The 25,760-nt window shown below is 39.0% G+C and carries 22 protein-coding genes and 2 pseudogenes; 9 read left to right on the forward strand and 15 right to left on the reverse strand.

Translation table 11 applies throughout. From position 1 onward, the window contains the following. Positions 1-126 precede the first annotated feature (126 nt). Positions 127-945, forward strand: a complete 819-nt coding sequence (locus NST12_RS16020) for a glycosyltransferase family 8 protein (RefSeq protein ID WP_341102051.1) — start codon at positions 127-129, stop codon at positions 943-945. Positions 946-1,501: 556 nt separating this feature from the next. Here NST12_RS16020 and NST12_RS16025 read toward each other — a convergent pair. From NST12_RS16025 to NST12_RS16035, 3 genes are all read right to left on the reverse strand, one after another. Further along, positions 1,502-2,680: an RNA-guided endonuclease InsQ/TnpB family protein gene (locus tag NST12_RS16025; protein ID WP_048624294.1), complete on the reverse strand. Its 1,179-nt coding sequence runs from the start codon at positions 2,678-2,680 to the stop codon at positions 1,502-1,504. After that, complete coding sequence (locus tag NST12_RS16030; protein WP_048624295.1) at positions 2,643-3,293, reverse strand: IS607 family transposase; 651 nt, start codon at positions 3,291-3,293, stop codon at positions 2,643-2,645. Before NST12_RS16030 ends, NST12_RS16025 begins: the two co-directional genes overlap by 38 nt. 276 nt (positions 3,294-3,569) lie before the next feature. Then, a complete protein-coding gene (locus NST12_RS16035; protein WP_341102053.1) occupies positions 3,570-4,277 on the reverse strand; it encodes a polysaccharide deacetylase family protein in 708 nt (235 codons plus the stop codon). 373 nt (positions 4,278-4,650) lie between these two features. Between NST12_RS16035 and pepT the strand changes: the two genes are divergently transcribed. From pepT to NST12_RS16055, 4 genes and pseudogenes are all read left to right on the forward strand, one after another. Beyond that, positions 4,651-5,889 (forward strand): peptidase T, encoded by a 1,239-nt coding sequence (pepT, locus tag NST12_RS16040; protein ID WP_003354897.1) that lies wholly within the window; start codon positions 4,651-4,653, stop codon positions 5,887-5,889. A gap of 281 nt (positions 5,890-6,170) precedes the next feature. Next, on the forward strand, positions 6,171-7,292 hold the full coding sequence (locus NST12_RS16045) for a 5-methyltetrahydropteroyltriglutamate--homocysteine S-methyltransferase (RefSeq protein WP_341102055.1): 1,122 nt from the start codon (positions 6,171-6,173) through the stop codon (positions 7,290-7,292). A 272-nt stretch (positions 7,293-7,564) separates the two neighbouring features. Then, the gene (locus NST12_RS16050) at positions 7,565-8,479 is read left to right on the forward strand and encodes a DMT family transporter (protein ID WP_048624297.1); all 915 of its coding nucleotides are present in this window, start codon (positions 7,565-7,567) and stop codon (positions 8,477-8,479) included. Between the two features lie 125 nt (positions 8,480-8,604). Beyond that, positions 8,605-9,796: pseudogene (locus NST12_RS16055) on the forward strand (oxalate decarboxylase family bicupin). Between the two features lie 375 nt (positions 9,797-10,171). Here the strand turns inward: NST12_RS16055 and NST12_RS16060 are convergent. Both NST12_RS16060 and NST12_RS16065 read right to left on the reverse strand, forming a co-directional pair. Next, positions 10,172-10,627, reverse strand: a pseudogene (locus NST12_RS16060) (ABC transporter ATP-binding protein); the annotation flags it as partial. Positions 10,628-10,662: 35 nt separating this feature from the next. Next, positions 10,663-11,298, reverse strand: coding sequence for a TetR/AcrR family transcriptional regulator (locus NST12_RS16065; protein ID WP_048624299.1), 636 nt, complete (start codon positions 11,296-11,298; stop codon positions 10,663-10,665). Positions 11,299-11,695: 397 nt separating this feature from the next. Between NST12_RS16065 and NST12_RS16070 the strand changes: the two genes are divergently transcribed. The 4 genes from NST12_RS16070 (at position 11,696) to gntK (ending at position 17,708) form a co-directional block, all read left to right on the forward strand. Then, complete coding sequence (locus tag NST12_RS16070) at positions 11,696-12,154, forward strand: MarR family winged helix-turn-helix transcriptional regulator (RefSeq protein ID WP_048624300.1); 459 nt, start codon at positions 11,696-11,698, stop codon at positions 12,152-12,154. A gap of 89 nt (positions 12,155-12,243) precedes the next feature. Beyond that, entirely contained in the window at positions 12,244-13,866 is a 1,623-nt protein-coding gene (locus NST12_RS16075) for an MDR family MFS transporter (RefSeq protein ID WP_341030416.1), read from the forward strand. 653 nt (positions 13,867-14,519) lie between these two features. Continuing rightward, positions 14,520-15,845, forward strand: coding sequence for a GntT/GntP/DsdX family permease (locus tag NST12_RS16080; protein ID WP_003354888.1), 1,326 nt, complete (start codon positions 14,520-14,522; stop codon positions 15,843-15,845). A 321-nt stretch (positions 15,846-16,166) separates the two neighbouring features. After that, complete coding sequence (gntK, locus tag NST12_RS16085) at positions 16,167-17,708, forward strand: gluconokinase (RefSeq protein WP_174521030.1); 1,542 nt, start codon at positions 16,167-16,169, stop codon at positions 17,706-17,708. A 243-nt stretch (positions 17,709-17,951) separates the two neighbouring features. Here gntK and NST12_RS16090 read toward each other — a convergent pair whose 3' ends face one another. The 10 genes from NST12_RS16090 to NST12_RS16135 all read right to left on the reverse strand — a co-directional run bounded on the left by NST12_RS16090 (position 17,952) and on the right by NST12_RS16135 (position 25,567). Continuing rightward, positions 17,952-18,638 (reverse strand): urease accessory protein UreH domain-containing protein, encoded by a 687-nt coding sequence (locus NST12_RS16090; protein ID WP_048624304.1) that lies wholly within the window; start codon positions 18,636-18,638, stop codon positions 17,952-17,954. Positions 18,639-18,678: 40 nt separating this feature from the next. Continuing rightward, positions 18,679-19,494: an urease accessory protein UreD gene (locus NST12_RS16095; RefSeq protein WP_048624305.1), complete on the reverse strand. Its 816-nt coding sequence runs from the start codon at positions 19,492-19,494 to the stop codon at positions 18,679-18,681. Beyond that, positions 19,491-20,105 carry an urease accessory protein UreG gene (ureG, locus tag NST12_RS16100; RefSeq protein WP_003354884.1) on the reverse strand — a complete coding sequence of 205 codons (615 nt, stop codon included), beginning with the start codon at positions 20,103-20,105 and terminating at the stop codon, positions 19,491-19,493. The genes NST12_RS16095 and ureG overlap by 4 nt, the downstream gene beginning before the upstream one ends. Before the next feature lie 26 nt (positions 20,106-20,131). Continuing rightward, positions 20,132-20,815: an urease accessory protein UreF gene (locus NST12_RS16105; RefSeq protein ID WP_341030419.1), complete on the reverse strand. Its 684-nt coding sequence runs from the start codon at positions 20,813-20,815 to the stop codon at positions 20,132-20,134. After that, the gene (gene ureE / locus NST12_RS16110) at positions 20,808-21,254 is read right to left on the reverse strand and encodes an urease accessory protein UreE (protein WP_327797391.1); all 447 of its coding nucleotides are present in this window, start codon (positions 21,252-21,254) and stop codon (positions 20,808-20,810) included. The genes NST12_RS16105 and ureE overlap by 8 nt, the downstream gene beginning before the upstream one ends. 12 nt (positions 21,255-21,266) lie before the next feature. Further along, complete coding sequence (gene ureC / locus NST12_RS16115; RefSeq protein WP_341030422.1) at positions 21,267-22,976, reverse strand: urease subunit alpha; 1,710 nt, start codon at positions 22,974-22,976, stop codon at positions 21,267-21,269. Then, positions 22,973-23,296: an urease subunit beta gene (locus NST12_RS16120; RefSeq protein WP_003354879.1), complete on the reverse strand. Its 324-nt coding sequence runs from the start codon at positions 23,294-23,296 to the stop codon at positions 22,973-22,975. Before NST12_RS16120 ends, ureC begins: the two co-directional genes overlap by 4 nt. Positions 23,297-23,312: 16 nt before the next feature. Beyond that, complete coding sequence (locus NST12_RS16125) at positions 23,313-23,615, reverse strand: urease subunit gamma (RefSeq protein WP_048624310.1); 303 nt, start codon at positions 23,613-23,615, stop codon at positions 23,313-23,315. A gap of 193 nt (positions 23,616-23,808) precedes the next feature. Then, a complete protein-coding gene (locus NST12_RS16130; RefSeq protein WP_327797393.1) occupies positions 23,809-24,036 on the reverse strand; it encodes a hypothetical protein in 228 nt (75 codons plus the stop codon). After that, entirely contained in the window at positions 24,014-25,567 is a 1,554-nt protein-coding gene (locus NST12_RS16135) for a sodium:solute symporter family protein (RefSeq protein WP_341030425.1), read from the reverse strand. The genes NST12_RS16130 and NST12_RS16135 overlap by 23 nt, the downstream gene beginning before the upstream one ends. Positions 25,568-25,760: the final 193 nt, after the last annotated feature.

Here is a 25,760-nt window from a genome sequence, read left to right on the forward strand (position 1 = left end):
TCAAAACAAACGATTTTCCCATATTAGATTAATTCTCATCTATGAAAAAATTTTCATTTTATAATAAAATGATATATGACTGTTTTGTTTTTCTTAATAAAGGTAAATTCGTAAGGGTGTATGCACATGATGAACATTCTTGTGACACTGAATGCCAATTACTTACCCCCGCTGAAAGTACTATTACATTCACTGTTCTGCAACAACAAAAACGAGTCATTTTCCATCTATCTTCTATATTCCGACATACCGGATCAAGACATAAAAACTTTGGAGCAATACATATTCTCAAAAGGACATCGTTTCACTCCCATATTCGTAGATTCGAAATGGTTTCAAGATGCACCTGTATTTCGGCACTACACATCCGAAATGTATTATCGGCTGGCCGCTTATCAATTTTTGCCGGAGGATGTCGATCGAATATTGTATCTTGATCCGGATATTGTTTGCATTAATCCGATCACAGATTTTTATTGGACCGATTTTGAAAATTGCTTATTTGTCGCTGCCGAGCACGAACATTCTGCTAAAATGGCGCGGGCAATCAACAAATTACGGTTGCGTACACCAAATGCGAAGGGCTATTTTAATACAGGTGTGTTGTTGATGAACATGGCGTCTATCCGAAAAGAAGTGAATATCGAAGAGATCTACCAGTTTATCGAAAAAAACAAATTAAAACTCGTTCTCCCAGACCAAGACGTATTGAATGCTTTATATTGGGATAAAATCAAGCCGACAGACAGCCTGAAATACAATTATGATGCCCGCTATTATGAACTTTCGAAACTGATCCCTAAGCGAAAACACACTATCGACTGGATTCGCCGCAACACCGTTTTAATCCATTATTGCGGAAAAGACAAGCCTTGGCATAAACAGTACAAAAATGAACTCAAGTGTTTTTACGATCAATATAAGGAGATGAATATTTCAGAATAATGGAACCATAAAAACATTGTTAGCACAACAGACAATATTATTTTAACGTCTCTCATTCCAAGACTTTCAAGACAAAAAAGTAAGAGCTGTATGCGAAGATCCACGCGTACAGCTCTTTCGTTCTGTGGTGAAAAGGGTTAGAAATGCCCCATCTCTACTCGAATTTTGTTTATTAAAATTCGTTTAATTGGAATGTCTTTTCCGTAATTCGACACTAAATCCAATGATGCCAATAAGACCAGAAATAGCAAAAGTGAAAGGAATTACAGGTAGAATGAAATGACGGTGTTTCAAGAAACAAGCAATACACCCCATAAACGCATACAATAAGAGAACTTATTAACCCGATTACAGTCCTTGTCTTTATTTTGAATACCGTTACAGAAAACTTATAAAAAGTTATAATTTCCTACAACTTTTATGTTTCATTACTTCTTCATCGTGTCTGCTTTCACGTCTATCTATTAAACAGATCGCTACTTGCATTTGGTGTAACACTCCAAAGTCGTAAATTCCCGACTAACGAATCGGTACATGTCTGCATTAACTTGCATTGTTAAGATGCAGATTCTAAAACATTTTCACCATATTTTTTAAGATTTATAGACGCTTGATAATCTCGATCAACAATATTTCCACATTCGCATTCAAAAGTTCTATCGGATAACTTCAAGTCTTTTTTAACTTTTCCGCAACAAGAACACAACTTAGAACTTGGAAACCATCTATCCGCCAAAATGAAGCGAATATTATTCCAATTTGACTTGTATTCAATTTGTCTTCTAAATTCATGGAAACATTGTTGTTGAACAGATTCAGCTAAATGTTTATTTTTCATCATACCTTTTACATTCAAATCTTCTAAAACAATAAACATTGGTTTTCTGTTTACGATTTCAGAAGTGATTTGATGTATGTAGTTATGACGAATATTCGTTAGTCTTCGTGAAACTTTTAAAAGTTGCTTTTCACTTTTTATAATGTTGTTGGTTTTCCTGTAACGGTTTCCCTCCCTTCCTTTTTCATATTTTCTTGATATTTTGCGTTGCAACCTACGCTTTTTCTTCTCTAATTGCCTAATTCTTTTTGTTTTATTAATATTTCCATAAACTTTACCATCAGAACAAACAGCTAAATCTTTTATTCCTAAGTCAATACCTATCCCTTCTGTTTTTGAAGGAGAATAATCACTATCTGTTTCTATTCCAACAGATACCCACCAATTCAAACCATCAAATGTAAATCGAGGATTCGTATACTTAACATTTTCACCAAATGGAATACGTCCTTTCTCAGCTAATCGAATCCAATTTATCTTTTGTTTATTCGACTTCTTACTTGAAGCAAATCCTTCTACTTTTACATGTGTTTTTGTGAATTTAATTTTCACATTGTCTTGATAAAAACTAGGTGTAGATTTCTTTTTACTCTTGAATTTTGGATATTTTGATAGTCCTTTAAAAAATCGTTTGTAAGCATCACAAGCATCTTTAATCGCTTGTTTCGTTACATTATTGCTTACATAATTCAACCAATTAAATTCATCAAGTTTTTTCATTTGAGTAAACTGTTTTCTCAAAGTTGAATCATTGATGAATTTACCACCATTTTGATAATTTTCTTGTTGCTTTGCAATTGTCCAATTATAAGCAAATCTAGCTGTATTCGCATATAGAAATAATTTAGTTTTTTGCTTATTATTTGGTTTCAACATCACTTTTATTGACTTTATCATTTAGCAACTCCTCATTTTCCTCAATTAATTCATCTACTAACTTTCTAGTTTTATTAGCACGTTTTCCTTGTAATCTACAACTAAATACTGTAACAATCTGTATTAAATCTTCTACAAGTTCTTGTTCATCTGTTTTTTCAGTGCTATCTAAAACTTCAATCTCACACCCATTAAGGTTTGCCATATACTCAACCAATTCAAAACCAAATCTAAGAAGCCTATCTTTATAGAATACTACTATTTTATCTACTTCTTTGTTATTTATCATTTTGATTAGTTGACGCAAACCTTTTTTCTTGTAATTAATCCCACTACCAATGTCTTGAATGATTTCATATTCAACATTTAACGATTCTAAATATTTTTTCATATTTTCAACTTGTCTTTGCAAATCATCTTTTTGTTTATTAGAAGAAACTCTGCAATAACCAACCACTTTTTGACTAGTTTCTTTAATACCAAGTACCTCTTTAAGTTGATCGTGAGAATAATATCTATAGCCGTTTGAGCCAGTATGATGTGGTTTTAATTTTCCACTTTTGTCCCAATTTCTTAAAGTTTGTGGCGTTCGATTGATTAATTTGGAAAATTCATGAATGCTATAATATCTCATGCTATATTCCTCCTTAAATTAAATATAGCATGAAAAAATTATAAAGTCAATAAAAATTTTATAACTTTTTATAAGTTATTTAAAACTGTTTAAGCCTCCGTAGAACTTATGGAAAGTTTTATATGGTTATATGAACACGCTTATTCAATATATTGGCAAAGTCGCTAACATGATAACAGGAATCTGCTAATATTTTCTTTTTTTCCTAAAATCACCAATGAAGTGATGTAAACCTCAATAGTTTACATATAGTATGAATGTCCACCCATTTTCAGACTAATTGTTTTTCCATTTTTGCAACTGATTCACCGTGACGAATTTGTAGCCTTCTTTGGACAAGGCCGCTAATATTCCTTCAATGGCTTTTAACTCTTTTCCCGTATCATCATACATTGGATGCATCAAAATAATAGACCCGGGTTTCACGTTTTTCTTTACATAATCGACTTTGTCAGAAACGGAAGTATAATAGGTGTCTGGTTCAAGATTCCAAGTAATGGTATCCATGTGATGTTTATTTAAGTAATACGGTAATCCCACCAGTTTTTTGCCATAAGGTGGTCGAAAATCGATGGGTCCTTTATAACCTGTTTTTCGAATTAATGTATTGGTTTTTTCAATTTCCTGTTGAATAAAGGAAGGGGTTTTAAAGACCATTCGCTTATGAGAATAGCTATGATTGCCAATTTGATGTCCTGCTTGTGCTATTTTCTTTCCTTCCTCCAGATTCTTTTCCAACTCATTCCCAATGACAAAAAAAGTGGCTTTCGCATTGTATTTATCCAAAAGAGGCAACAGTTGATCGACATTCTTTGTAGGCCCATCATCAAAGGTCAAAGCCACAACTTTTTGACTTGTTTCAACCTGGTTGGTTAACCCTCCGAATAGCTGGTATGTTCGTGAATTCATTAATTTGTAAGTACCATACAAAAGAAGAAAAATGGCCAGGAAAACGATTCCGACTACAAAAATTCTTTTTTTCATACATTTACCTCTACTTCTTATTTAGTTTTAATGAAATGTTTAAAGACCATATTATTATATCAAAAATCGTATGCCATAGATTTTAATTGAGAAAGCCTAAACATTCGGTCGATTCAAAGCCTTGAAAATAAAAAAGCGAGTGCTAAAACCCATTGTTGGACTTAAAATAAAATTTTTCTTGCATTTTGGATCAAAATCTCAATCGGCTTACGAGTTTCATTGAAAACGATCTTTGTCAGCAAAAAAGAAGGTGTTCGAGTGAAAAAAGGAAAGAAAAAATTGTTGGTTTTCTCGATTGTAGAAAACATCCGAGAAAGTATGTATCCTCTCGGAAGAGTATAATATAAAATAAAACGTGAGGAGATGAACGAAAATGAAAAAGGAAGTAATGGAAAGATTTATTTCTTATGTCAAAGTGGACACTCAATCTGATGAAAACAGCAACACTTGTCCATCTACTCCCGGCCAGTGGACGCTTGCCCGCATGCTTGTGGACGAATTAAAAGCGATCGGCATGGAAGATGTGACAGTGGATGAAAACGGCTATGTGATGGCCACCCTTCCGGCCAATACGGAAAAAAATGTCCCGACCATTGGATTTTTGGCCCATCTGGATACAGCGACTGATTTTACCGGTGCCGGCGTTCAACCGCAAATTGTCGAAAACTATGACGGCGGTGACATTATCTTAAATAAATCTCTAAATGTCGTACTTTCGCCAAAAGATTTTCCTGAACTGGCCAACTATAAAGGCCACACGTTGATTACCACTGACGGCACCACTCTTCTCGGCGCCGATGATAAAGCGGGGATTGCCGAGATCATGACGGCTATGGCTTATTTATTGGATCATCCAGAAATTAAGCACGGAAAAGTAAGAGTGGCGTTTACACCGGATGAAGAAATTGGAAGAGGACCTCATAAATTCAATGTAGACGCTTTTGATGCAAAATATGCTTACACAGTGGACGGCGGCCCACTCGGCGAACTCGAGTATGAAAACTTTAACGCTGCCGCTGCCAAAATTACGATCAAAGGCAACAACGTACATCCCGGAACAGCGAAAGGGAAAATGGTGAACTCGACAAAGATTGCCATGGAACTCCATCGTAAACTGCCGGAAAAGGAATCACCTGAATATACGGAAGGATACGAAGGATTCTATCATTTGCTTGCGATCAACGGTGATGTCGAACAAACAACTTTGCACTACATCATCAGGGATTTTGATCGAGAACAATTCAACGCCCGAAAAGCCCAATTAGAAAAGATTGTAGAAGAATTCAGAAATATATACGGGAAAGATAATATTTTGTTGGAACTCAAAGATCAATATTATAATATGAAAGAAAAAATCGAACCGGTCAAAGAAATTGTCGACATTGCGTACGAAGCGATGAAAAATTTAGACATTGAACCGAAAGTTACACCGATCCGAGGAGGTACCGACGGCGCACAGCTATCGTACATGGGCCTCCCGACACCTAATCTTTTTGCAGGCGGAGAAAACTTCCACGGCAAATATGAATACATTTCCGCCGACAATATGGTAAAAGCAACGAACGTGATTATTGAAATCATCAAACTGTTTGAACAAAAGGCCAATGCATGATCCTTACCGTTATGTTTTGGCTAAAAAACACATCAAACGAACCCATCTTACATCCGGGTTCGTTTTTCTTTTTACAGACAATCAGAAAACAGAATTTTGGTAGAAAAGAAGCTAAGATCCTTCAATTTCTTTTTGAAATAGGGCCTCATTTCCGAGAAATAGAATCAAGTATGCAGAAACGATCGATATGACAGACCTGTTTTATGTTTCAAAATATTTACTTCTATCTGAATATTTGATACCATTTAATTTAATTATTTAAAGGAAGGAAGGGAACAACTTTGGAACAACACACAATTCAATCACTGCAAACCAAAAAACCGCCGTTTCGTGCGGATCAAGTGGGCAGTTTGTTAAGATCAAAACGGATTCAAAAAGCTCGTTCTCAAAGAGCAGCAGGCGAAATAACAGCTGACCAATTGCGGCTGATTGAAAATGAAGAAATCGCACGGATCGTTGAAAAACAAAAAGAAATCGGGCTTCAAGCCGTGACAGATGGTGAATTTCGCCGAGCATGGTGGCACTTTGATTTCCTTGAAAACCTTGACGGCGTCGAAAGCTATGAACCAGAAAGCGGCATTTCATTTCATCAAATGCAAACAAAGTCTCATGGAATTAAAGTGACAGGAAAATTGGATTTCACAGACCACCCTATGCTGGAAGATTATCAATATCTCCATAGCATCGCCGGCAGCCATATTGCTAAAATGACCATTCCAAGTCCAAGCATGCTTCATTTAAGAGGCAAAATCGAAAAAACCGCTTACGGGGACGAAGAAGAATTTTTCCATGATTTAGCTAAAACTTATCAAAAGGCGATACAAGCTTTTTATGATGCAGGCTGTCGCTACTTGCAGCTCGATGATACGTCTTGGGGCGCCCTGTGTTCAACCGAGAAAAGAGAAGAAATGCTGGCTCAAGGAGTAGACCCCGATCAATTGAGCACTACATACATGAAGTTAATAAACGAAGCTGTGGCGGTCCGTCCGGATGATATGACGATTACCATGCACATTTGCCGTGGCAATTATCGCTCGACATGGTTTTCTTCCGGCGGCTATGAGCCGGTAGCAGAAGTCCTGTTTAACGGATTGAATATAGACGCCTTTTTCCTCGAATATGACAGCGACCGAGCCGGCGGCTTTGAACCGCTCCGATTCGTGAATCGATCCGATTTGAAAATTGTGCTCGGCTTAATCACATCAAAAGCGGGAGAACTGGAAAATCCAGACGATATTAAACGGCGCATTGATGAAGCCTCCCATTATGTTGATTTAAACCAATTATGTTTAAGCACACAGTGCGGTTTTGCTTCAACAGAAGAAGGCAACTTGTTAACGGAAGAACAGCAATGGGCGAAACTGCGCCATGTCGTTCAAATTGCCCAAGATATATGGAAATAATAAAATGAATTTATAAAGACATATCATTCCGGCATTCACGGGTGATATGTCTTTTTATCAATGAAACCGAAACGTCGATTTTATGTTCTCTAAACAACACTGCCCCCCAATCTGAAACGGATCGATTTCCCATCAACACAAAATGATTTAAAAAATTTCAAAAGGATCATGAACGGAAATCGATTTTTTATTTTTGTGAATGCGACTCAATGAATCTTTAGGAACTATTGTAAAGATTCATTGAAAAACGGAAAGAAAAGCGAGGAATAGCGATGAAAAAATACCAAGTCTTTTTGTTTCTAGTCCTAGCCAATTTATTTTGGGCAGGTAATTATGTGTTCGGAAAATATGTAGTGGCCGAAATGTCTCCTTTACAAATGACATTTTCCCGTTGGGTGATTGCGATCTTTCTTTTATTCCCTCTCGCTCATTGGATTGAACGTCCGGATTGGAAAAACGTTTGGAACCAGTGGAAAATTCTCATCGTTCTATCACTGTTGGGGATTTTAGGGTATAACCTTCTTTTATATGAGGCCTTGCGGTTTACGACCTCCTTAAATGCAGCGCTGGTCAATTCGATCAATCCGGCAGTCATCGTCCTTTTTTCCGCCATTCTTTTAAAGGAAAGAATTTCGCTGGTGAACGGCTTCGGCCTCGTCATTTCCCTTCTGGGGGTTCTTCTTGTTTTAACGAAAGGACACTTGGAGCAAATTTTTCTCATTGACTATAACCGAGGCGATCTCTTCATGCTCTTGGACATCCTCGTTTGGACGTTTTATTCCATTTTAGGGAAAAAGATTCAAAACGTTCCCCCCATTTCTGCTACTGCGGTATCCGTATTATTGGGATTGGTGATGCTTCTTCCTTTTATTCTTGTTTCCGGCGTCCACTTTCCTCTTAGCAAAGAAGCCGCGATAGGAATCTTATATATTGGAATTTTTCCCTCCGTCGGATCTTTTGTTTTCTGGAATGCGTCCATTCGGGAAATTGGCCCCAGCCGAGCGGGAATTTATTTGAATTTGATCACGGTATTTACCGCTCTTCTAAGCCTGCTCATGGGGAACCCTATTACTTTCGTGCAGATTTTAGGAGGACTCCTCGTCTTTATCGGCGTCTATCTGTCCAGCCAAAAAAGAAGGCAAGAACAGGCCGCCCTGTTAAACCAACAAAAAATAAGTGCGAAATAGCGACACATAAATAGATTTCACCAACCAAATGCAAGCCATAAAGAATAAAACATACACACAACAAAGCGATCATAGACTGGAGATAAATGACTTATTGCATGATCTGAGGAAGGGGAGCGTGTTTCATGGACAATCGAACTCGGAATCAGCATTATTATGGCCATGTGCCTCATCCTATAAGAGATGATGGCGCCGGTGCAACCGATTTCGGTCCGCGGGACATCATGAGGGACCTGGAGAACCCCGACATGCTGGTTCCGCCTGCCACCGATGCCGGAACGATCCCTAACTTGAAGTTCTCTTTTTCCGACACCAATATGCAGTTAAATCATGGTGGTTGGTCACGAGAAGTAACGGTAAGACAGCTGCCGATCGCAACCACACTGGCAGGCGTGAACATGCGTCTGACCCCTGGGGGTGTTCGTGAGCTGCATTGGCATAAACAAGCGGAATGGGCCTTCATGATTATGGGCCGGGCGCGCATCACCGCCGTCGATCAGAACGGTCGGAACTTTATTGCGGACGTCGGCCACGGGGATCTATGGTACTTTCCCCCCCGGCATTCCACACTCCATCCAAGGGCTTGAAGAAGGCTGCGAGTTTCTGCTTGTTTTCGATGACGGCAACTTCTCCGACTTCGACACCTTCTCCATCTCAGATTGGTTCGCGCACACACCGAAAGACGTACTGTCCGCAAATTTCGGCGTATCAGAAAACGCCTTTGCTCATATACCCAAAAAACAACGATACATTTACCAATCAAAAGTTCCCGGTCCTTTGGAGAGCCAAAAGATACCGGACCCTTATGGAACGGTGCCCAAAAGCTTCACACACCGGTTGCTTGCGCAGGAACCGCTCGTCACTCCGGGCGGGACAGTGCGTATAGTCGATTCCACCAACTTCCCCATTTCAACTACCGTTGCGGCGGCATTGGTAGAAATCAAGCCAGGCGCTATGAGGGAAATGCATTGGCACCCGAATAACGATGAATGGCAGTATTACCTATCGGGCACGGGACGCATGACCGTATTCGCAGCAAATGGCAAGGCGCGAACTTTCAATTACCGGGCCGGCGATGTAGGATATGTGCCGTTCGCCTTCGGACACTACATCCAGAACACCGGTGACCAAAGCCTATGGTTTCTGGAGATGTTCAAGAGTGACCGTTTTGCCGATGTGTCACTAAATCAGTGGATGGCGCTTACTCCTCGGGAGCTGGTAGCGGACAACTTGCATGCAGGACCAGAATTGATGAACGCACTACGTAAAGAAAAATGGCCGGTTGTTAAATACTCCAATCAACAACGACAAGTTTAATACGACCAAACCGTTGATCATTTCTGTGAGCTGTCTGCCGACTCCAAAATTAGCTGTCGCTTATAATGATTTTTTACATCACAAACACAAGGAAAGATTGAAAAATCCTGTGCATTCGCTAAGTCTCACTCCTTGCCCTCATCTTCAATCTCCCAGTGAGCAGATCTTGCCTCCGCAAATGGTTATCCATGATTCATTTCACCTTATTTGAATCATTCACTGTTACACAAAGATTTCGCAACTTTATCCTATTGAACCAACAAGCACAAAGCATTTTATCCAGTTATTAAAGACAAGTTTAAACCATGACTTTTTAGTCATAGTTTTCGCTCTTTTTGTCAATAACTGATTATCAATTTATTTTTTATATCAAAAAATCATCAGCTTTGGCTCATGGAGCAGCGCTTGAACGATCCCAACCTTCTTTTTGTTCTCCAAAGATAAATCATCTATTTTTTTATTCAGATCCAAATCCATTATTTCAGCTAATTCTTTCATTCTCTTGCTGCAATCTTTTTTATAAAAGCTGGCTGAATATTTCAGCAAATCTATCACCTTCATATTGTCATAATAAAAAACTTCTGAAGGCAAATACCCGATGTCTTTTTTGATTTCAGGAGCATATTTTATACAGTCTTTTCCGAAAATCTTGGCATTTCCGCTTGTCGGATAAATGAGAGACAATAACGTTCTTATGGTCGTCGACTTTCCCGCACCATTTGGTCCGATGAATCCAAAAATCTCACCTTGTTCAACCGTAAAACTAATATCCGTAATTCCTCTTGCCTTTCCATAGGTTTTCGTCAAGTGGTTGATTTCAATGACATTCATTCTTTGAACCCCCTTTTTTAATAATGCAGACTTTCTCAATCTTCGGTTTCATCATAAAAAGATTCCTTAAGCAGATTTAAATAATGATCCATTTCCGATAATATTTCATCCATATCGAAATGCTTCAAAGAGAATTGCTTCATCTTTTTTTGCTGTTCATTTGATAATCCTTCCATCGTCCACATGATAATTTTGATAGCTCTGTTTATATCAAGGCCTTGTTTAAATTTTGAAGTATCAATATCGGTAAATAATTTTTGATAGCTGCTGACCAATATTTCGTTATTCCTTTGCTCTAACTCTTTTTTTACCTCGTCGGATTCTTCTTGAGAGGCGGCTATAAAGAAATTGAAGATATCGGGATATTTCTTCATTAATTCAAATTCCAGGACTGCGCATTCTCGCCATCTCATGAACAAGTCTTTTTCATTCCAATCGATTTTCGCGTAAAACTCATCCATGATCATCTCTACAAAATAGTCATACAAAAATAAAAACAATTCCTTTTTATTTTTGAAATAGTGAAAAAGCAGCCCTTTTGAGATATTGGCTTCTTTTACAATCCCATTGGTGGACGCTTTTTCATAACCATGTTTGGCAAATTCTTTTAGTGCCGCATTTAAAATTCGTTCTTGCTTTTCTGGATTTATTTGAAAGAAATTGGAAAACAAATGATGATCCCCCCATTTATTTACCGTTATTGACCGATTTGGTCAATTTCATCATAATCCTATTGACCAATTAGGTCAATAGAATATAAAATGAAATTTCCTGATGCATCCTATCCTCAAGAGGAATGTTCAAAACTTGATCGGAATATCATATAAAGTTTTGTGAAAAAAATACCGTTTGTATGAAAAGGTTCATCCTGCAGATTTTTTTGACATGAAAAAAGAACGATAAATAGAGGATGTTTCCATAAATGAGTGAATATAACTCGTTAGTATTAAAAAAAACCATTGATTTTTATTTAAATACCCTTTATATTTAATGGCATGGAATTTTATATAAAATAAATATTTATAAAGTTTATATTTATCTCCGTTAATTAATAAGGGGAATCCTATTATGAGGGATGTTTGCGACTACATTGCACGAATTCAATCGGCCAGTCACTTCGTTTACCAAAAAATACATCCGGAAATGTCGGAAAGTCTACATGATCATGGGATAACACCTACACAACTATTTGTTCTGTCTTTATTAAAAACACAAGGAAGATGCAACATTTCTCAATTAGCCGATCACCTGGGTGTAAAACCAAGTGCCGTAACATTTATGATGGATCGCCTTGAACAGAACAAACTCATTATGCGCGAGCATGATCAAAAGGATAGAAGAGTGGTCAATATTAGACTGACCAAACAAGGAGAAAATATGTTGGAAACCATTTTGGAAAGTAGAAAAGCCACCATAACCAAATACCTTTCCTATTTGACAGAAGATGAACTTTCGTTTATGGCGGAGACCGCCGAAAAACTTGCAAATTACACAGAAAAAGAACAAATAGAAGAACGAACAGACTGAAGGATAAAGGATCAACATGTTGTTTCGTTAACTTAAGATAACGAAACATCCCGTTTATAGATGATACAAAAGAAAAAGGAGCTATGGATATGGATAAAACGATGGATACAAATCATAATCGTACGATATTATTGATTGGTCTTATTATTGCGATGTTCTTTTCTGCGCTTGACGGAACCATTGTGGGAACCGCTATGCCAAAAATCGTAGGAGACCTAGGCGGATTAAGTATGATGACATGGCTTACTACCGCTTATTTGCTTACTTCTACTACTATTGTTCCGATCGCAGGAAAATTATCGGATTTATTAGGCCGCAGAGTGGTATATATTGCAGGACTGATTATTTTTATGGGGGCATCAGCACTTTGCGGAATGGCCCATAACATGACAGAGCTAATTATCTATCGTGGAATACAAGGAATTGGCGGCGGAATCATGATGCCGATGGCTATGATTGTCATCGGGGATACATTTACAGGAGAGCAGCGCGCCAAATTCCAAGGAATTTTTGGCGGAATTTATGGCCTCGCTTCTGTCATTGGTCCGCAAATCGGCGGATGGATTGTCGACTCATTAAACTGGAAATGGGTATTTTATATCAACCTCCCTGTTGGAATTTTAGCCACCATCTTTATCGCCTTAGGATTACAAAAACACAAACATACAGGCCCTATTCACTTTGACATTGCCGGTATGTTTACGATGATGGTCGGAACCGTCAGCTTGCTTCTTGCGCTTAGTTTAGGCGGAAAAGACTACGATTGGAATTCATGGCAAATTATCGGTCTGTTTACATTGGCAGCCATCGGTTTAGTGAGTTTCGTGATCGTGGAAAGGAAAGCGAAAGAACCGATTCTTCCTTTGCATTTGTTCAGAAATAGAACATTCGTTTTCTTGAATTTAATTGGATTCTTTATGACGATTGGAATGTTTGGAGCCGTTACGTTTGTTCCGTTTTTTATGCAAGGCATTATTGGAGTCAGTGCTACTCAATCCGGAACGATCATGACACCGATGATGATTTCCATGATTATTACAAGCATTATCGGCGGCCAGTTCGTTTACAAGATGGGCATCAAACTGCAAATCATGATAGGGATGTTCATTATGGCCGGCGGACTCTTTTTATTAACTACTTTAGATATGGATACAAGCAAGTTAGTCGCAACATCTTATATGGTTGTGATAGGTTTAGGGTTAGGGTTCGTGATGCCAACAATTACTTTGGCTCTTCAAGAAAGTTTTTCAAAGCAAGAACTGGGGGTTGTCACCTCTTCCAGCCAATTTTTCCGTTCTATTGGAGGTACTTTTGGCATTACCGTTTTAGGAGCTGTCATGAATAGCACATCCGGAACATTATTGACAGACAAACTAGTTCCATTTTTAAATACATTGCCTGCACAGGCGGGACCTATCGTATCAAAATTTAAACAGACGATAGCAAACAATCCAGAAGGTTTGTTCCAAATGCTCTTTAATCCAAAAACGTTGAAACAGATGCCTCCTGAATTATCCAATCAAATGGTGCCGATTTTAAAAACATCCTTAATGGATTCCTTGCACAGCGTGTTTTTTGTAGGTTTATGGTTTGTCGTAGCTGGAGCAGTGTGCACCCTTTTCTTAAAACAAATCCACTTGTCGAACAAAAAAGGTGAAAAAGAATCGAAACTGAAAAATAGAAAAAAAGTCGTTGCTACCAATTCGAATTAAATTCACGAAAATATCATTCATCAAAGGGCTGTTTGCAATGATTTCAATATAACAAGTTCCATCTTTTCTTAGCAACAGCCATGCGAAAAAGAAGCCGTCCATTTGGATAGCTTCTTTTTTTCGTTTGGCGAAGTAATAGTTCACTTATTTTTTTTTGCAAAAACAACGGCTCTTGTGTAATCAACGCCGTCTAATATAACACTCCCAAGAAACTTATCAAATAATGCCTCCTATCTCCCTAAAATTGGAACAGTTATGGGAAACCACTTGAAAAAATCCTTCTTTTTCAAAAGCTGAGCTGAATGATTTCATTTAAATGATGAACGCAATAACTCGATAACCTGCGCGGCTTCTTGACTTTGAATTTCAAGCTTCAATGTTCATGGCATTTTCATTGTACAAATAAAAAGTTCATATATTCTCAAAAATCCTATCATTATATTTAAATAAAATTCTATTGATTTACGAAAAATTTTTTCATATAATTTACTTACAAAATGAAAATGCTTTCAATTATTAGTTGTGCTGCAGTGATTACATTCAGTCCCATCCGAAAAGGAAATTTGTGACCCCCTAACACAACAAAAACATGACAGTATCGTTTTCAACTTTTTTGAAAACGATTACCGTATAAAAGGAAGGTGAAATGAAGTATGGATCTATATTTGTTGACCATTACATTTTTGGCCATTCTCATTGTTATTTTAGGAGTATCATGGTGGAAATGGCATGCGTTTATCAGCTTGCTTGTCGCCAGTTTGTTCTTAGCGATCATGTCCGGAATGTCCTTGGATAAAATCGTAACTGCCTATGAAACCGGAGTTGGGGGTGTATTAGGCCATTTAGTCGGAATTTTGGCATTAGGCATCATTTTAGGACAGATGATGTCAGAATCAGGCGCTGGAATGCAAGTGGCCAATTTCTTCGTTCGGCTTTTCGGTGTAAAGAAATTGCCCTGGGCCATGCTTCTTTCAGGGTTTATTATTGGAATTCCTGTGTTCTTTGAAGTCGGAATTTTGATTGTATTGCCATTAGTCATTTCTATTCATAAAACGACGAAACAAAACATTTTATTAATCGCTTTGCCTGTCATTGCCGGTTTATCGATCGTACACGGTCTTGTGCCGCCGCATCCGGGAGCGATTGCCGCGATCCAGATTTACAATGCCAATCTTGGAAAAGTGCTTCTTTATTCCTTGATTATTGCGCTTCCTGCAGCCATTATCGCAGGACCATTATTTGCAAAATGGGTTCATAAACGCGTCATTCCTGAAAGCGAACCGGAGTTAATTCGCGTCAATATGACAGCGAAAACATTACCTAGTACAGGACTTTCGTTCTTCATCATTTTATTGCCTGTATTGTTAATGATTTTATCGGCCGTTGCACCATATTTGCCACTGCCTAAAGGCTTCATGAAATTTTTCGAATTCATTGGAAGCCCTATCATTGCGCTTCTGATCGCTTGTTTCGCAGCATTCTACTTCCTTGGAATTCGTCAAGGAATGAGTAAAAAAGACATTAAGAAATTAACAGATCAATGCTTGCTGCCTGTTGGTTCCATCATTTTAATCATTGGAGCCGGCGGTGGATTTAAACAAATCCTTATCGATAGCGGTGTTGGTACGACCATTGGTCATATGTCCCAACATCTATCTCTGTCTCCCCTTGTTTTAGCCTTTATGATATCAGGATTAATTCGTATTGCTACAGGTTCAGCAACCGTCGCCTTAACCACAGCGGCTGGCATCGTTTCACCTATTATTGAACATATGTCCGGTGTCAATCTGGAATTGCTCGTGATCGCAACGGGTGCAGGTTCCTTAATGTTCTCACACGTAAACGATGCCGGATTCTGGATGGTAAAAGAATATTTAGGATTATCCATGAAAGAAACGTTTAAAACATGGACCGTATTGGAAACAATCCTTTCATTTACCGCTTTTGCAGGCGCTTTGCTGCTTAATATGTTTGTATAAAAACAAAACTCCTTCTACACATCCGTAGAGGGAGTTTATCTCTTTGAGAATTCAACAACATGAGCTGATGAAAACAAAATAGGACAGAATATGGTATGATGCAAACGATGGCAGAAGATTGTAAAAAGGAAATGATGGAAAAATTTTTAATCCTTAAGAGATGGAGTGGCTTAAAACGGTTCATGTCATCAACCTGTGTAAAGAAAAGAACCGATGAAAACAGGACTGGACCTTACTGATAATAGCTTGTTGCTAAAGAAAGAAAGGCGCTTATCGGAAAAGAGAGCACTTAGGTTGTCAGGTATTTGTAAGGAGGAAAAAATCATGAGTTCAAAATATGTAATCGGTGTAGATATTGGAACAACCAGTACAAAATCCGTTTTGTTTTCCGCAGAAGGATCCGTTATTTCAAGACATGGAATTGAATATTCTTTATTCTCTCCTACACCAGAAACGGCAGAACAAGATCCGGAAGAAATTTTCCGCGCTGTGGTCAACACCATTAAGAGAACGATACAAGATAGCCATGTTCAGCCATCTGATATTCTTTGCGTTTCCTTTAGTTCCGCCATGCACAGCGTCATTGCTGTAGACAAAGAAGGCAAGCCTTTAACGAATTGCATCACCTGGGCGGATAACAGAAGCGCAAAATGGGCCGAAAAAATAAAAAAGGAAATGAATGGCCATGAGATTTATCGGCGGACCGGAACGCCTATCCATCCGATGTCTCCTCTTTCTAAGTTGACATGGCTTCGAAATGAGCATCCCGAAATATTTGCACGCAGCTATAAATTCATATCAATAAAAGAATATATCTTTTATAAGCTATTTAAGGAATATGTGATTGATTATTCGATTGCCTCCGCAACAGGAATGTTTCATTTAAATTCCTTAAAATGGGATGAAGAGGCTCTACATATCGCCGGTATATCAGAAGAACAGTTGTCACGTCCTGTTCCAACTACTTATCGTTTAACAGGATTGGATGAAACGTTTGCAAAAGAAATGAATTTGCACCCGTCCACTCCTTTTGTGGTAGGAGCCAGTGATGGCGTATTATCCAATTTAGGAGTAAATGCAATAGATCCCGGAGTTGTGGCTGTCACCATTGGGACAAGCGGTGCTATCCGAACCGTAACGAACCGCCCTGTAACCGATCCTAAAGAAAGAATCTTTTGTTATGCATTGACTGAAAACCATTGGGTCATTGGAGGCCCGGTCAACAACGGAGGCATGATTTTCCGATGGGTTCGCGATCAACTAGGTTCTTCAGAGGTCGAAACAGCGAAGCGTTTAGGGAAAGATCCATATGAAGTGTTGACAGAGATAGCGGCAAAAGTCAATCCCGGATCGGACGGATTATTATTTCATCCTTATTTAGCCGGAGAACGGGCTCCATTGTGGGATGCCAATGCAAGAGGCTCTTTCTTTGGATTAGGTTTGCATCATAAAAAAGAACATCTAATTCGTGCTGTTTTGGAAGGAGTTATTTTCAACTTATACACCGTTCTGCTTGCCTTAGAAGAATTAATCGGTGAGCCGAAAAAAATTCAAGCCACCGGAGGCTTTGCCAGATCCCCACTCTGGCGTCAAATGATGGCGGACATCTTCGATCAAGAGGTATATATACCGGAAAGTTTTGAAAGTTCTTGTTTGGGAGCTGCTATCCTTGGCTTATATAGTCTAGGTGAAATTCATTCATTACACGTAGTATCGGAAATGGTAGGCGCCACCCATCATCATGTACCGAATCCAGAACATGTATCCGTCTATAAAGAATTAATTCCTATCTACATTCGTCTTTCTCGACTGTTAAAAGAAGAATATGAAAGTATTGCAGCCTTTCAAAAGAAAAGAGTGTAGGAACACTTAGCAAGCGCAGAAAAGAAAAACAAGGGAATCTTTCGTCTAATCACGATTCCCTTGTTTTTTATTTCCTAACCAAAAACGGTAAAGACCCCGCCCTTGCTTTTGGCTTAGAAAAAAGATCTCCAAGCATCTGTCAAACCACCCATCATCCTGCCAATAGTTTTTAATACCGTTCGCCATTATGATGGAACGAATGATCTTATCATGATGCAGCAAAAAACATTTTCTTGTTCCCATTTACCGTATCCAAAGTTTAAATAAGCCTTCGGTTACACCTAAATTATACATATAATGAATTCCGAATACCGTGCTGATAAAGCCTGTTATTTGAATGAAGGCATTGTGAATACGAATCTTTTTGGCACTCAGTGTGAATGGGATCCCAATTAAAGTCGTAAAGCAAAGCATGCCCAAAACCGTTCCGGCGCCAAAAAACAGAATATAAAGAAGACCTTCCCATGCCTTTTCTACTGTACTCATTGTCAACAATACCATGGCTGCACTACCGGCAAGTCCATGAATGATCCCAATAAAAAGAGATTTAACATAGGGAATCCCTTTATATGTATAAATAGGATGATCTGTATGAAGATGAAGACGTGAATGAGAATGTTCATGCGTTTTCTTAAGAGAAAGAATGGCTGAAATTCCAAAATAAACGAGTATGATTCCGACTAAAAACTCTAATGACATCGACCATTCTTGTGAAATTTTTTTCTTCATCAAAATAATAGTCATTCCAAATATAAGTAATGTGGATGTATGCCCGATCCCCCAAAAGACTCCGGCTAAAGAGGATCTCCAAAGTTTTTTGCTTTGACAAACAATCGTTGATACAGCTATCACATGATCCGGCTCCATAGCATGTTTTATTCCAAGAACGAATCCTAAAGTTAAAACGGAAAGCAAGTCTACTTGGTCCATCTATAAGCCTCCTAATATCGTTTATTCCTCACCCTATCTTTCAATACTTTCGCCAAGTGACACCATTCTTGCCTAATAACTCTCGTCTGGCAAATGAATGAGCGCGAGAAATCATGTTCTCAATGATACCCGTACTACGTGCAAGTATACGTAAAATAATGCCGCTAGCCGGCAATGATGTCATACCAAATCGAACGTCGGAATCAAAAGCCTCCATTTCATCATATAAACGGTCAAGAAATGTTTTATCTGCTTTCTGATGAAAGATCAAAAAAGTGCCGATATGAGTATATCCGTCCATTTGCAACATTCCGGACATATCTTCATCCGGCTCAAGCCGTAAATGATCAAACAACACAAGCCGGTCTTTTTTATATACTTTTAATTTCGAACGAATCCAATCATAAGGAAACAAACTCCCATCTTCCGCCCAACCTGGTGTAATGACATCGCTGTAAAAAAAACCGGAATCCTCTTCTATATGAACGGTCGTTTCTTGTATAAAACGTGCTTCTTTATAAGCAATTAAAGAATCCGGCAAGTATTCAAGAACGCTTCCTTTTTTTAAGTGGATGTTCGTTTTCTGAACAACAGGCTTCTTTGGTGTTTTATATACTTTTGTGGCGGATTGCGTTGTAACCGCCAGCTCAGCTTCTTCTTCCACGTTGAGATTGGTTAAATAGACATCCCCGTCTACATAACCTCCGCCAACATGAATGAGATATAAGAAAGGTAGATCCTTTTCAAGATAAATGGGACGGCTCACTTTTAAGGCCCCTTCATGATAGCAAGATGAGATAATGGTTTTTTGCCGTTTTTTGGCGGCAGATACTTGTAATACTCCTGTATATTTCATGATTCCAATCCGTACAAAAGTGCATTGGTTTTAATCCATTCCAATACTTCTGCAAGACCGATTTCATCTTTTAAATTGGTAAAAATATATGGCTTATCCCCTCTCGCTGCCAGAGTATCGCGCTCCATAACCTCTAAACTGGCTCCAACGTACGGAGCGAGATCAATTTTATTGATGATAAAAAGATCAGATTTAATCATCCCTTGTCCACCTTTACGCGGAATTTTTTCCCCTTGCGCTACATCAATAATGTAAATAGAGAAATCGACTAGTTCCGGGCTGAATGTAGCGGCTAGATTATCCCCGCCGCTTTCGATAAATATCAACTCAAGATCGGGATGCCTTTCTTTTAGTTCATCAATGGCGGCAAAATTCATGGATGCATCTTCACGAATAGCTGTATGCGGACACCCTCCTGTTTCCACACCAATGACGCGATCTGCCGGCAGCACACCATGCTTCAGAAGAAATTGAGCATCTTCTTTCGTATAGATATCATTTGTCACAACGGCGATGCTCAATTCTTTATGCATGGCTCTCGTCAATTTTTCCACAAGCATCGTTTTTCCCGCTCCAACAGGCCCTCCGATTCCAATACGTATTGGTTCCACGTTTCTCACTCCTTATATTCCGAATTTTAAGACATAAATAAGCGCACATTTAAACGTTCATGGCACATTTGAGCAATTTCCATCCCGGGACTTACCGCTCCTAAATCCTCTTTAGGCAATTGTGAAATCGTTCTTACCCCTTCCTCTAAAAGAGGTTGAATTTCAACTAAGATCTTTTGACCGTCTGTTTGACCAATCGGAATTCCACGCACCGCATTTTGCACAAGAGCAGATACATTGGCAAATAAATAGGCTCCAACTGCCGTTTCCTTTGTCACCTTTAAGTGGTAAGCGACAATCGCAAACACTATGGCAGAATGACCATACGCTTTCTTTTCTTTTATCCGGTTTGTATATTCTATTAAAATAGGAGATGGATACAGATCCACACATAGCTTGGCCATCCGTTCCCCCATCCTTTGATTCCCGCTTCTTGTTTCTTGCGCAATGTTCGATGCAAATAAAATATGATCAAGCTCTACCAACGCGGATGGTTCATTTTGCTCCATTGCTTCATAAGCAAGTCTGCAAGCAAGGCCTTCTGTGAAAAACAGCTGTTTCCGAATATAAACGGAAATAGCATTCTTAAAGCTTTCTTTATCCGTGATCACTTTTTCTTGAATGTATGTTTCCAATCCAAAAGAGTGAGAAAACGATCCCGATGGAAAGTTGGAATCACACAACTGAAAAAGTGAAAATAATCTATTCATGACGATGTCCTATTGGGCGAAATGCTTGTTTCATTTTTCTGTTTTCACGTGTAAATGGAATCGATAACTTCTGAAGCAGTTCTTCTACTAAATAGTCATATTGCACAATCATTTCATTTCCTTCAAACTGCGCCGGCAGATGTCGATTGCCAAGTTGATGCGCAATTTCCCCCATTTGCTGCATGGATGTTGGTTTGATCGTTAATACATCATCTTCTAAGACCGATATCACAATCATATTGTGATCGTCCATGTATAAAATATCTCCATCTTGTAATTCCTGATGTTCTTTTAAGCGAATGCCAATCTCTTTGCCATGATCTGTCACAACCCGTTTCACCCGTTTGACTAAATCATCGCTTCGCATATAAACCCGTTCTATATGTGGAACTCTTTTCTCTAATGTCGTGATGTTTCCGACTACTTTTTCAACCATCATGTTTTTCTCACCTCAAAATAAGAAATACCGTTGTGCCATCGGGACGATTTCTGCCGGTTCACATGTCACTAATTGACCGTCTACCCTCACTTCATATGTTTGAGGATCGACGTCAATTTTTGGGGTTTTATCATTCAAAATTAAATCTTTTTTCGTCAATTTTCGAATTCCATAGACCGGTTTCACCTTTTTCTTCAAACCCAACTGTTCATGAATGCCTTTTTCATACGCTGCCTTTGAAACAAAGGTGATAGACGTTTGATATTTGGCATCTCCTTTCGCTGCAAACATCGGACGATATAAAACCGGCTGCGGTGTCGGAATGCTGGCATTGGGATCTCCCATAGTGCTGTAAGCAATCATTCCTCCTTTTAAAACCAGTTCAGGTTTCACACCAAAAAAAGCAGGATTCCACACCACTAAATCAGCTAATTTCCCCACTTCAACAGAACCCACATAATCCGCAATACCATGAGCGATTGCTGGATTGATCGTATATTTGGCAATATAACGTTTCACACGAAAGTTGTCTCCCACACCTTTGTCTTCTTGTAACTTCCCTCTTTGCTTTTTCATCTTGTCAGCTGTTTGCCACGTACGAATGATCACTTCTCCTACGCGCCCCATCGCTTGTGAATCGGACGAAATCATGCTGAATACGCCTAAATCATGTAAAATATCTTCCGCCGCGATGGTTTCTTTCCGAATGCGTGAATCGGCAAAGGCAATATCCTCCGGAATATTGGCGTCTAGGTGATGGCAAACCATTAACATATCTAAATGCTCTTCCAAAGTATTGATAGTATAAGGTCGAGTTGGATTCGTAGAAGAAGGCAAAATATTCGGGAAGCCGGCCGCTTTTATAATATCCGGAGCATGCCCACCTCCAGCTCCTTCTGTATGATAGGTATGAATCACTCGACCGTCTACGGCTTTCAATGTATCCTCGACAAATCCACCTTCATTTAAAGTGTCGGTATGAATCGCTACTTGCACGTCATATCGATCCGCCACTTTCAAACATGTATCAATAGCCGCCGCTGTCGATCCCCAATCTTCGTGAAGCTTTAATCCCACTGCTCCTGCTTCAATTTGTTCCTTTAAAGGAGCCTCATCAGAACAGTTTCCCTTTCCTAAAAAGCCCAAGTTCATCGGGAACTCTTCGGCTGCTTGAAGCATACGATGGATATTCCAAGGCCCCGGTGTACAAGTAGTGGCATTTGTGCCTGTAGCGGGTCCTGTTCCTCCGCCAATCATAGTGGTCACACCCGATGCAAGAGCGGTTTCGATTTGCTGAGGGCAAATAAAGTGAATATGAGCATCTATTCCTCCGGCTGTCACAATCATCCCTTCTGCAGCTATGACTTCCGTTGCCGCCCCAATCACCATATCGACCCCATCCATTAACAGCGGGTTCCCCGCTTTGCCTATGGAGGCAATCATTCCATCTTTTATGCCGATATCCGCTTTGTAAATACCTGTATAGTCAACAATAATCGCGTTTGTTAATACAAGATCGACGCATTCATCGCTTGTCGCCAAAGGATGCTGCCCCATTCCATCTCGGATCACCTTTCCGCCGCCAAACTTTACTTCATCTCCATAGGTTGTATAGTCTTTTTCAATTTCGATAAACAATTCTGAATCTGCCAAACGAATGGCGTCGCCGACAGTTGGTCCAAACATATCCGCATATTGCTTTCGAGACATCAAAAAACTCATTTTCTTTTCCCCATTTCAACTGATCCATTCGTTAAATTATTTAAACCATACACTTTGCGTTCACCTGAAAACGGAATTATTTCTACTTCTTTCACATCACCGGGCTCGAAGCGAACCGCCGTTCCAGCCGGAATATTCAAATGCATGCCAAATGCTTTTTCACGATGAAATTGAAGCGATTGATTCACTTCAAAAAAATGAAAATGGGAACCAACCTGAACAGGTCGATCACCCCGGTTTAACACGCGAATCTTGATGCTCTGCTTATTTTGATTGCATAAAATAGGTTCTTTTTTCAATACATACTCCCCTGGTATCAACGTATGTCCTCCTCATTTAACGAATCGGGTCATGAACCGTGACAAGCTTTGTTCCATCAGGAAAGGTTGCCTCAATTTGAATATCCGGGATCATTTCGGCAACCCCTTCCATTACATCTTCTTTTGTAAGAATCGTTGCACCGTATTGCATTAATTGAGCTACCGTTTTTCCATCCCGCGCCCCCTCCAGCACTTCATATGTAATCATCGCGACAGCTTCAGGATAATTTAATTTTAAGCCCCGCTCTTTACGACGACGGGCCAAGTCAGCCGCCACAACAATCATGAGCTTTTCCATTTCACGTGAAGTCAGTTTCATGGATAACCTCCTATTTTAAGTGGTTGTTCCAAACTATGAAATTGATCTTATAAATCTCCATTTATAAGATTGAATATTTAGAATTTTCTATCTAAAAATTATATCAAATTTCCTTCTAATACATCCAATAGATTCTCACTCATTTTACAAACCCGCTAGCAACTGCGATTTTTAAAAAAATTTTTGTGATATATTATTGATCTTTCTTAAAAAGCTCCATCAACGGTCTGATCGTGATAAAAATACCGGCTACCATTAACCATACGAAAGCAAGTACAGTCCAACCTTTAAAAAACGATAAACTATACTGATATCCTGTGATAAACATAATCCCGGGCCACACAAATATCAAAATAACGGTTAATCCAATAGCCCACTGTATACACAACTTTGCGTCTTTATTTATTGGCTGTTTCTCCATAGCTAACTTCCTTTCCATATTCAGATAAGTCATCATCGTAGCTTTTAAACTTATCTTTTAAAGAATCAAAATCAAATTCCTGACTGGACAGCAATCCATGACCAATGGAAATAACACCACTAATAACAAAAACCGTTAAATTTCCAATCAACATAGGATAAAGCCCGCCTAACGATTCGATCGTAATTTCTCCTGATGTGGCATAGGCAGATGAAACCCATGCGATGAGTCCGCTGATCATTCCCAATAAAGCTCCATAAAAAGATCCTTCATTCGTTGCCCGTTTCCATAACAACCCAAGGGTAACAGGAATCACAGCACTGCTTATAAAAATTCCCATTGCCATATAAACGAAACTAAGGCTTATCCCTACTTTAAAAAGCAAAATGGACAATAGCCCCATTGCCAATCCGGCACATAAGGTTACTTGGCGGGAAACACTTAATATTTTTTGACTATTTGCTTGTGGATGGATGGAGTGAAGGTAGATGTCCGTAACGATGATGTTTGTAATAGCCGTCAGTTCCGCAACACCCGTAGACATCACAGCCATAAAAAGCATAATTAAAAATAAGATAGATCCAACAGTCCCCATGACGTGGGCCGCCATAATAGGGGCAACAGAGTCCGGCGAGTCAACAGAAATTCCTAACCCGGCTGCACCCACACCTAGAAAAGTGGCTATGGTAAACGGAATTGAAAACCAAGCAACCCCTCCATAAATATAGGCTTTCGCTGCCGCTCTTTCTGTACTTGCAATGGCGCGCTGCCAATAAGATTGATCCACAAATACGGTTCCAAAATTACCAATAATATTAATCATTCCAAAAAACAGCCCTGGTATCGAAGCCATTGTGATCATTTGTTTGGATTCAGGGATTTTACGTAATCCTTCATAAATATCCGTAACACCGAATTTGTAATAAACAGCCGCTGCAAAAATCGCAAGAATGGCAAAGATAATAACTGTATTTAAGTAGTCTGCAATAAAGGAAGCTTTTAATCCACCGATCACCGTGAAAATCGTGAAAGTGATAGGAATTAAAAGCGCTGCAATATATACATTCATTCCCGTTAAAGAGTGTAAAGAAACCGCTCCACCCAAAATGACCATTGCCGTTACGATGATATTGGTCATTAAAGCGAATACGAGCATCAATCGGTGATTTTTCTTATCAAATCGCTGAGCGATAAATTCTAAAAATGTATGAGCATTCGGTGCTTTCCGTTTCAAATGAATGGCCACTATCGCAAATAGTAAAATTTGAATAGTAGCGCCAGCAGCATACCAATAAGGTCCACTAATTCCATATTGATATCCGGTAGAAGAAGACATCATTAATGTCGCTGCCCATGTCCAAGCGGCAATAATGGAAGCACTCGCTAAACCCACCCCGACACTCCTGCCTGCGGTGCTAAATTGTTCTGCCGTCATGACTTCTCCTTGACGACGTTGGATCAAAACTGTAATCACTGTAAAAACAATTCCAAAGATAAGCAATATAAGATACCCGACACTCGATGATAACATTCTATCCCTCCTTTAATATGATGGTAATGTTAGAATTCAAACAAATGTTATATAACTTAACACAAAATAAATATAAAGTATAACTTAATTTTTTGTCAATACTAAATTTTCCGAAATATAAATCTGTAGTTCAGATTATTTCTCCCATTTTCGATGGTTTTGACATTATGTTCTTAACACGATATGTTAAATT

The sequence above is a fragment of the Bacillus sp. FSL W8-1127 genome, assembly GCF_038006725.1.
Taxonomy (GTDB): Bacteria; Bacillota; Bacilli; order Bacillales; family DSM-4216; genus Bacillus_O; species Bacillus_O smithii.

Coding starts and splice junctions, on each gene's coding strand:
- NST12_RS16020 (WP_341102051.1), top strand. CDS start 127: ATGATGAACATTCTTGTGACACTGAATGCCAATTACTTACCCCCGCTG.
- NST12_RS16025 (WP_048624294.1), bottom strand. CDS start 2,680: ATGATAAAGTCAATAAAAGTGATGTTGAAACCAAATAATAAGCAAAAA.
- NST12_RS16030 (WP_048624295.1), bottom strand. CDS start 3,293: ATGAGATATTATAGCATTCATGAATTTTCCAAATTAATCAATCGAACG.
- NST12_RS16035 (WP_341102053.1), bottom strand. CDS start 4,277: ATGAAAAAAAGAATTTTTGTAGTCGGAATCGTTTTCCTGGCCATTTTT.
- pepT (WP_003354897.1), top strand. CDS start 4,651: ATGAAAAAGGAAGTAATGGAAAGATTTATTTCTTATGTCAAAGTGGAC.
- NST12_RS16050 (WP_048624297.1), top strand. CDS start 7,565: ATGAAAAAATACCAAGTCTTTTTGTTTCTAGTCCTAGCCAATTTATTT.
- NST12_RS16070 (WP_048624300.1), top strand. CDS start 11,696: ATGAGGGATGTTTGCGACTACATTGCACGAATTCAATCGGCCAGTCAC.
- NST12_RS16075 (WP_341030416.1), top strand. CDS start 12,244: ATGGATAAAACGATGGATACAAATCATAATCGTACGATATTATTGATT.
- NST12_RS16080 (WP_003354888.1), top strand. CDS start 14,520: ATGGATCTATATTTGTTGACCATTACATTTTTGGCCATTCTCATTGTT.
- NST12_RS16090 (WP_048624304.1), bottom strand. CDS start 18,638: ATGGACCAAGTAGACTTGCTTTCCGTTTTAACTTTAGGATTCGTTCTT.
- NST12_RS16095 (WP_048624305.1), bottom strand. CDS start 19,494: ATGAAATATACAGGAGTATTACAAGTATCTGCCGCCAAAAAACGGCAA.
- NST12_RS16105 (WP_341030419.1), bottom strand. CDS start 20,815: ATGAATAGATTATTTTCACTTTTTCAGTTGTGTGATTCCAACTTTCCA.
- ureE (WP_327797391.1), bottom strand. CDS start 21,254: ATGATGGTTGAAAAAGTAGTCGGAAACATCACGACATTAGAGAAAAGA.
- ureC (WP_341030422.1), bottom strand. CDS start 22,976: ATGAGTTTTTTGATGTCTCGAAAGCAATATGCGGATATGTTTGGACCA.
- NST12_RS16125 (WP_048624310.1), bottom strand. CDS start 23,615: ATGAAACTGACTTCACGTGAAATGGAAAAGCTCATGATTGTTGTGGCG.
- NST12_RS16130 (WP_327797393.1), bottom strand. CDS start 24,036: ATGGAGAAACAGCCAATAAATAAAGACGCAAAGTTGTGTATACAGTGG.
- NST12_RS16135 (WP_341030425.1), bottom strand. CDS start 25,567: ATGTTATCATCGAGTGTCGGGTATCTTATATTGCTTATCTTTGGAATT.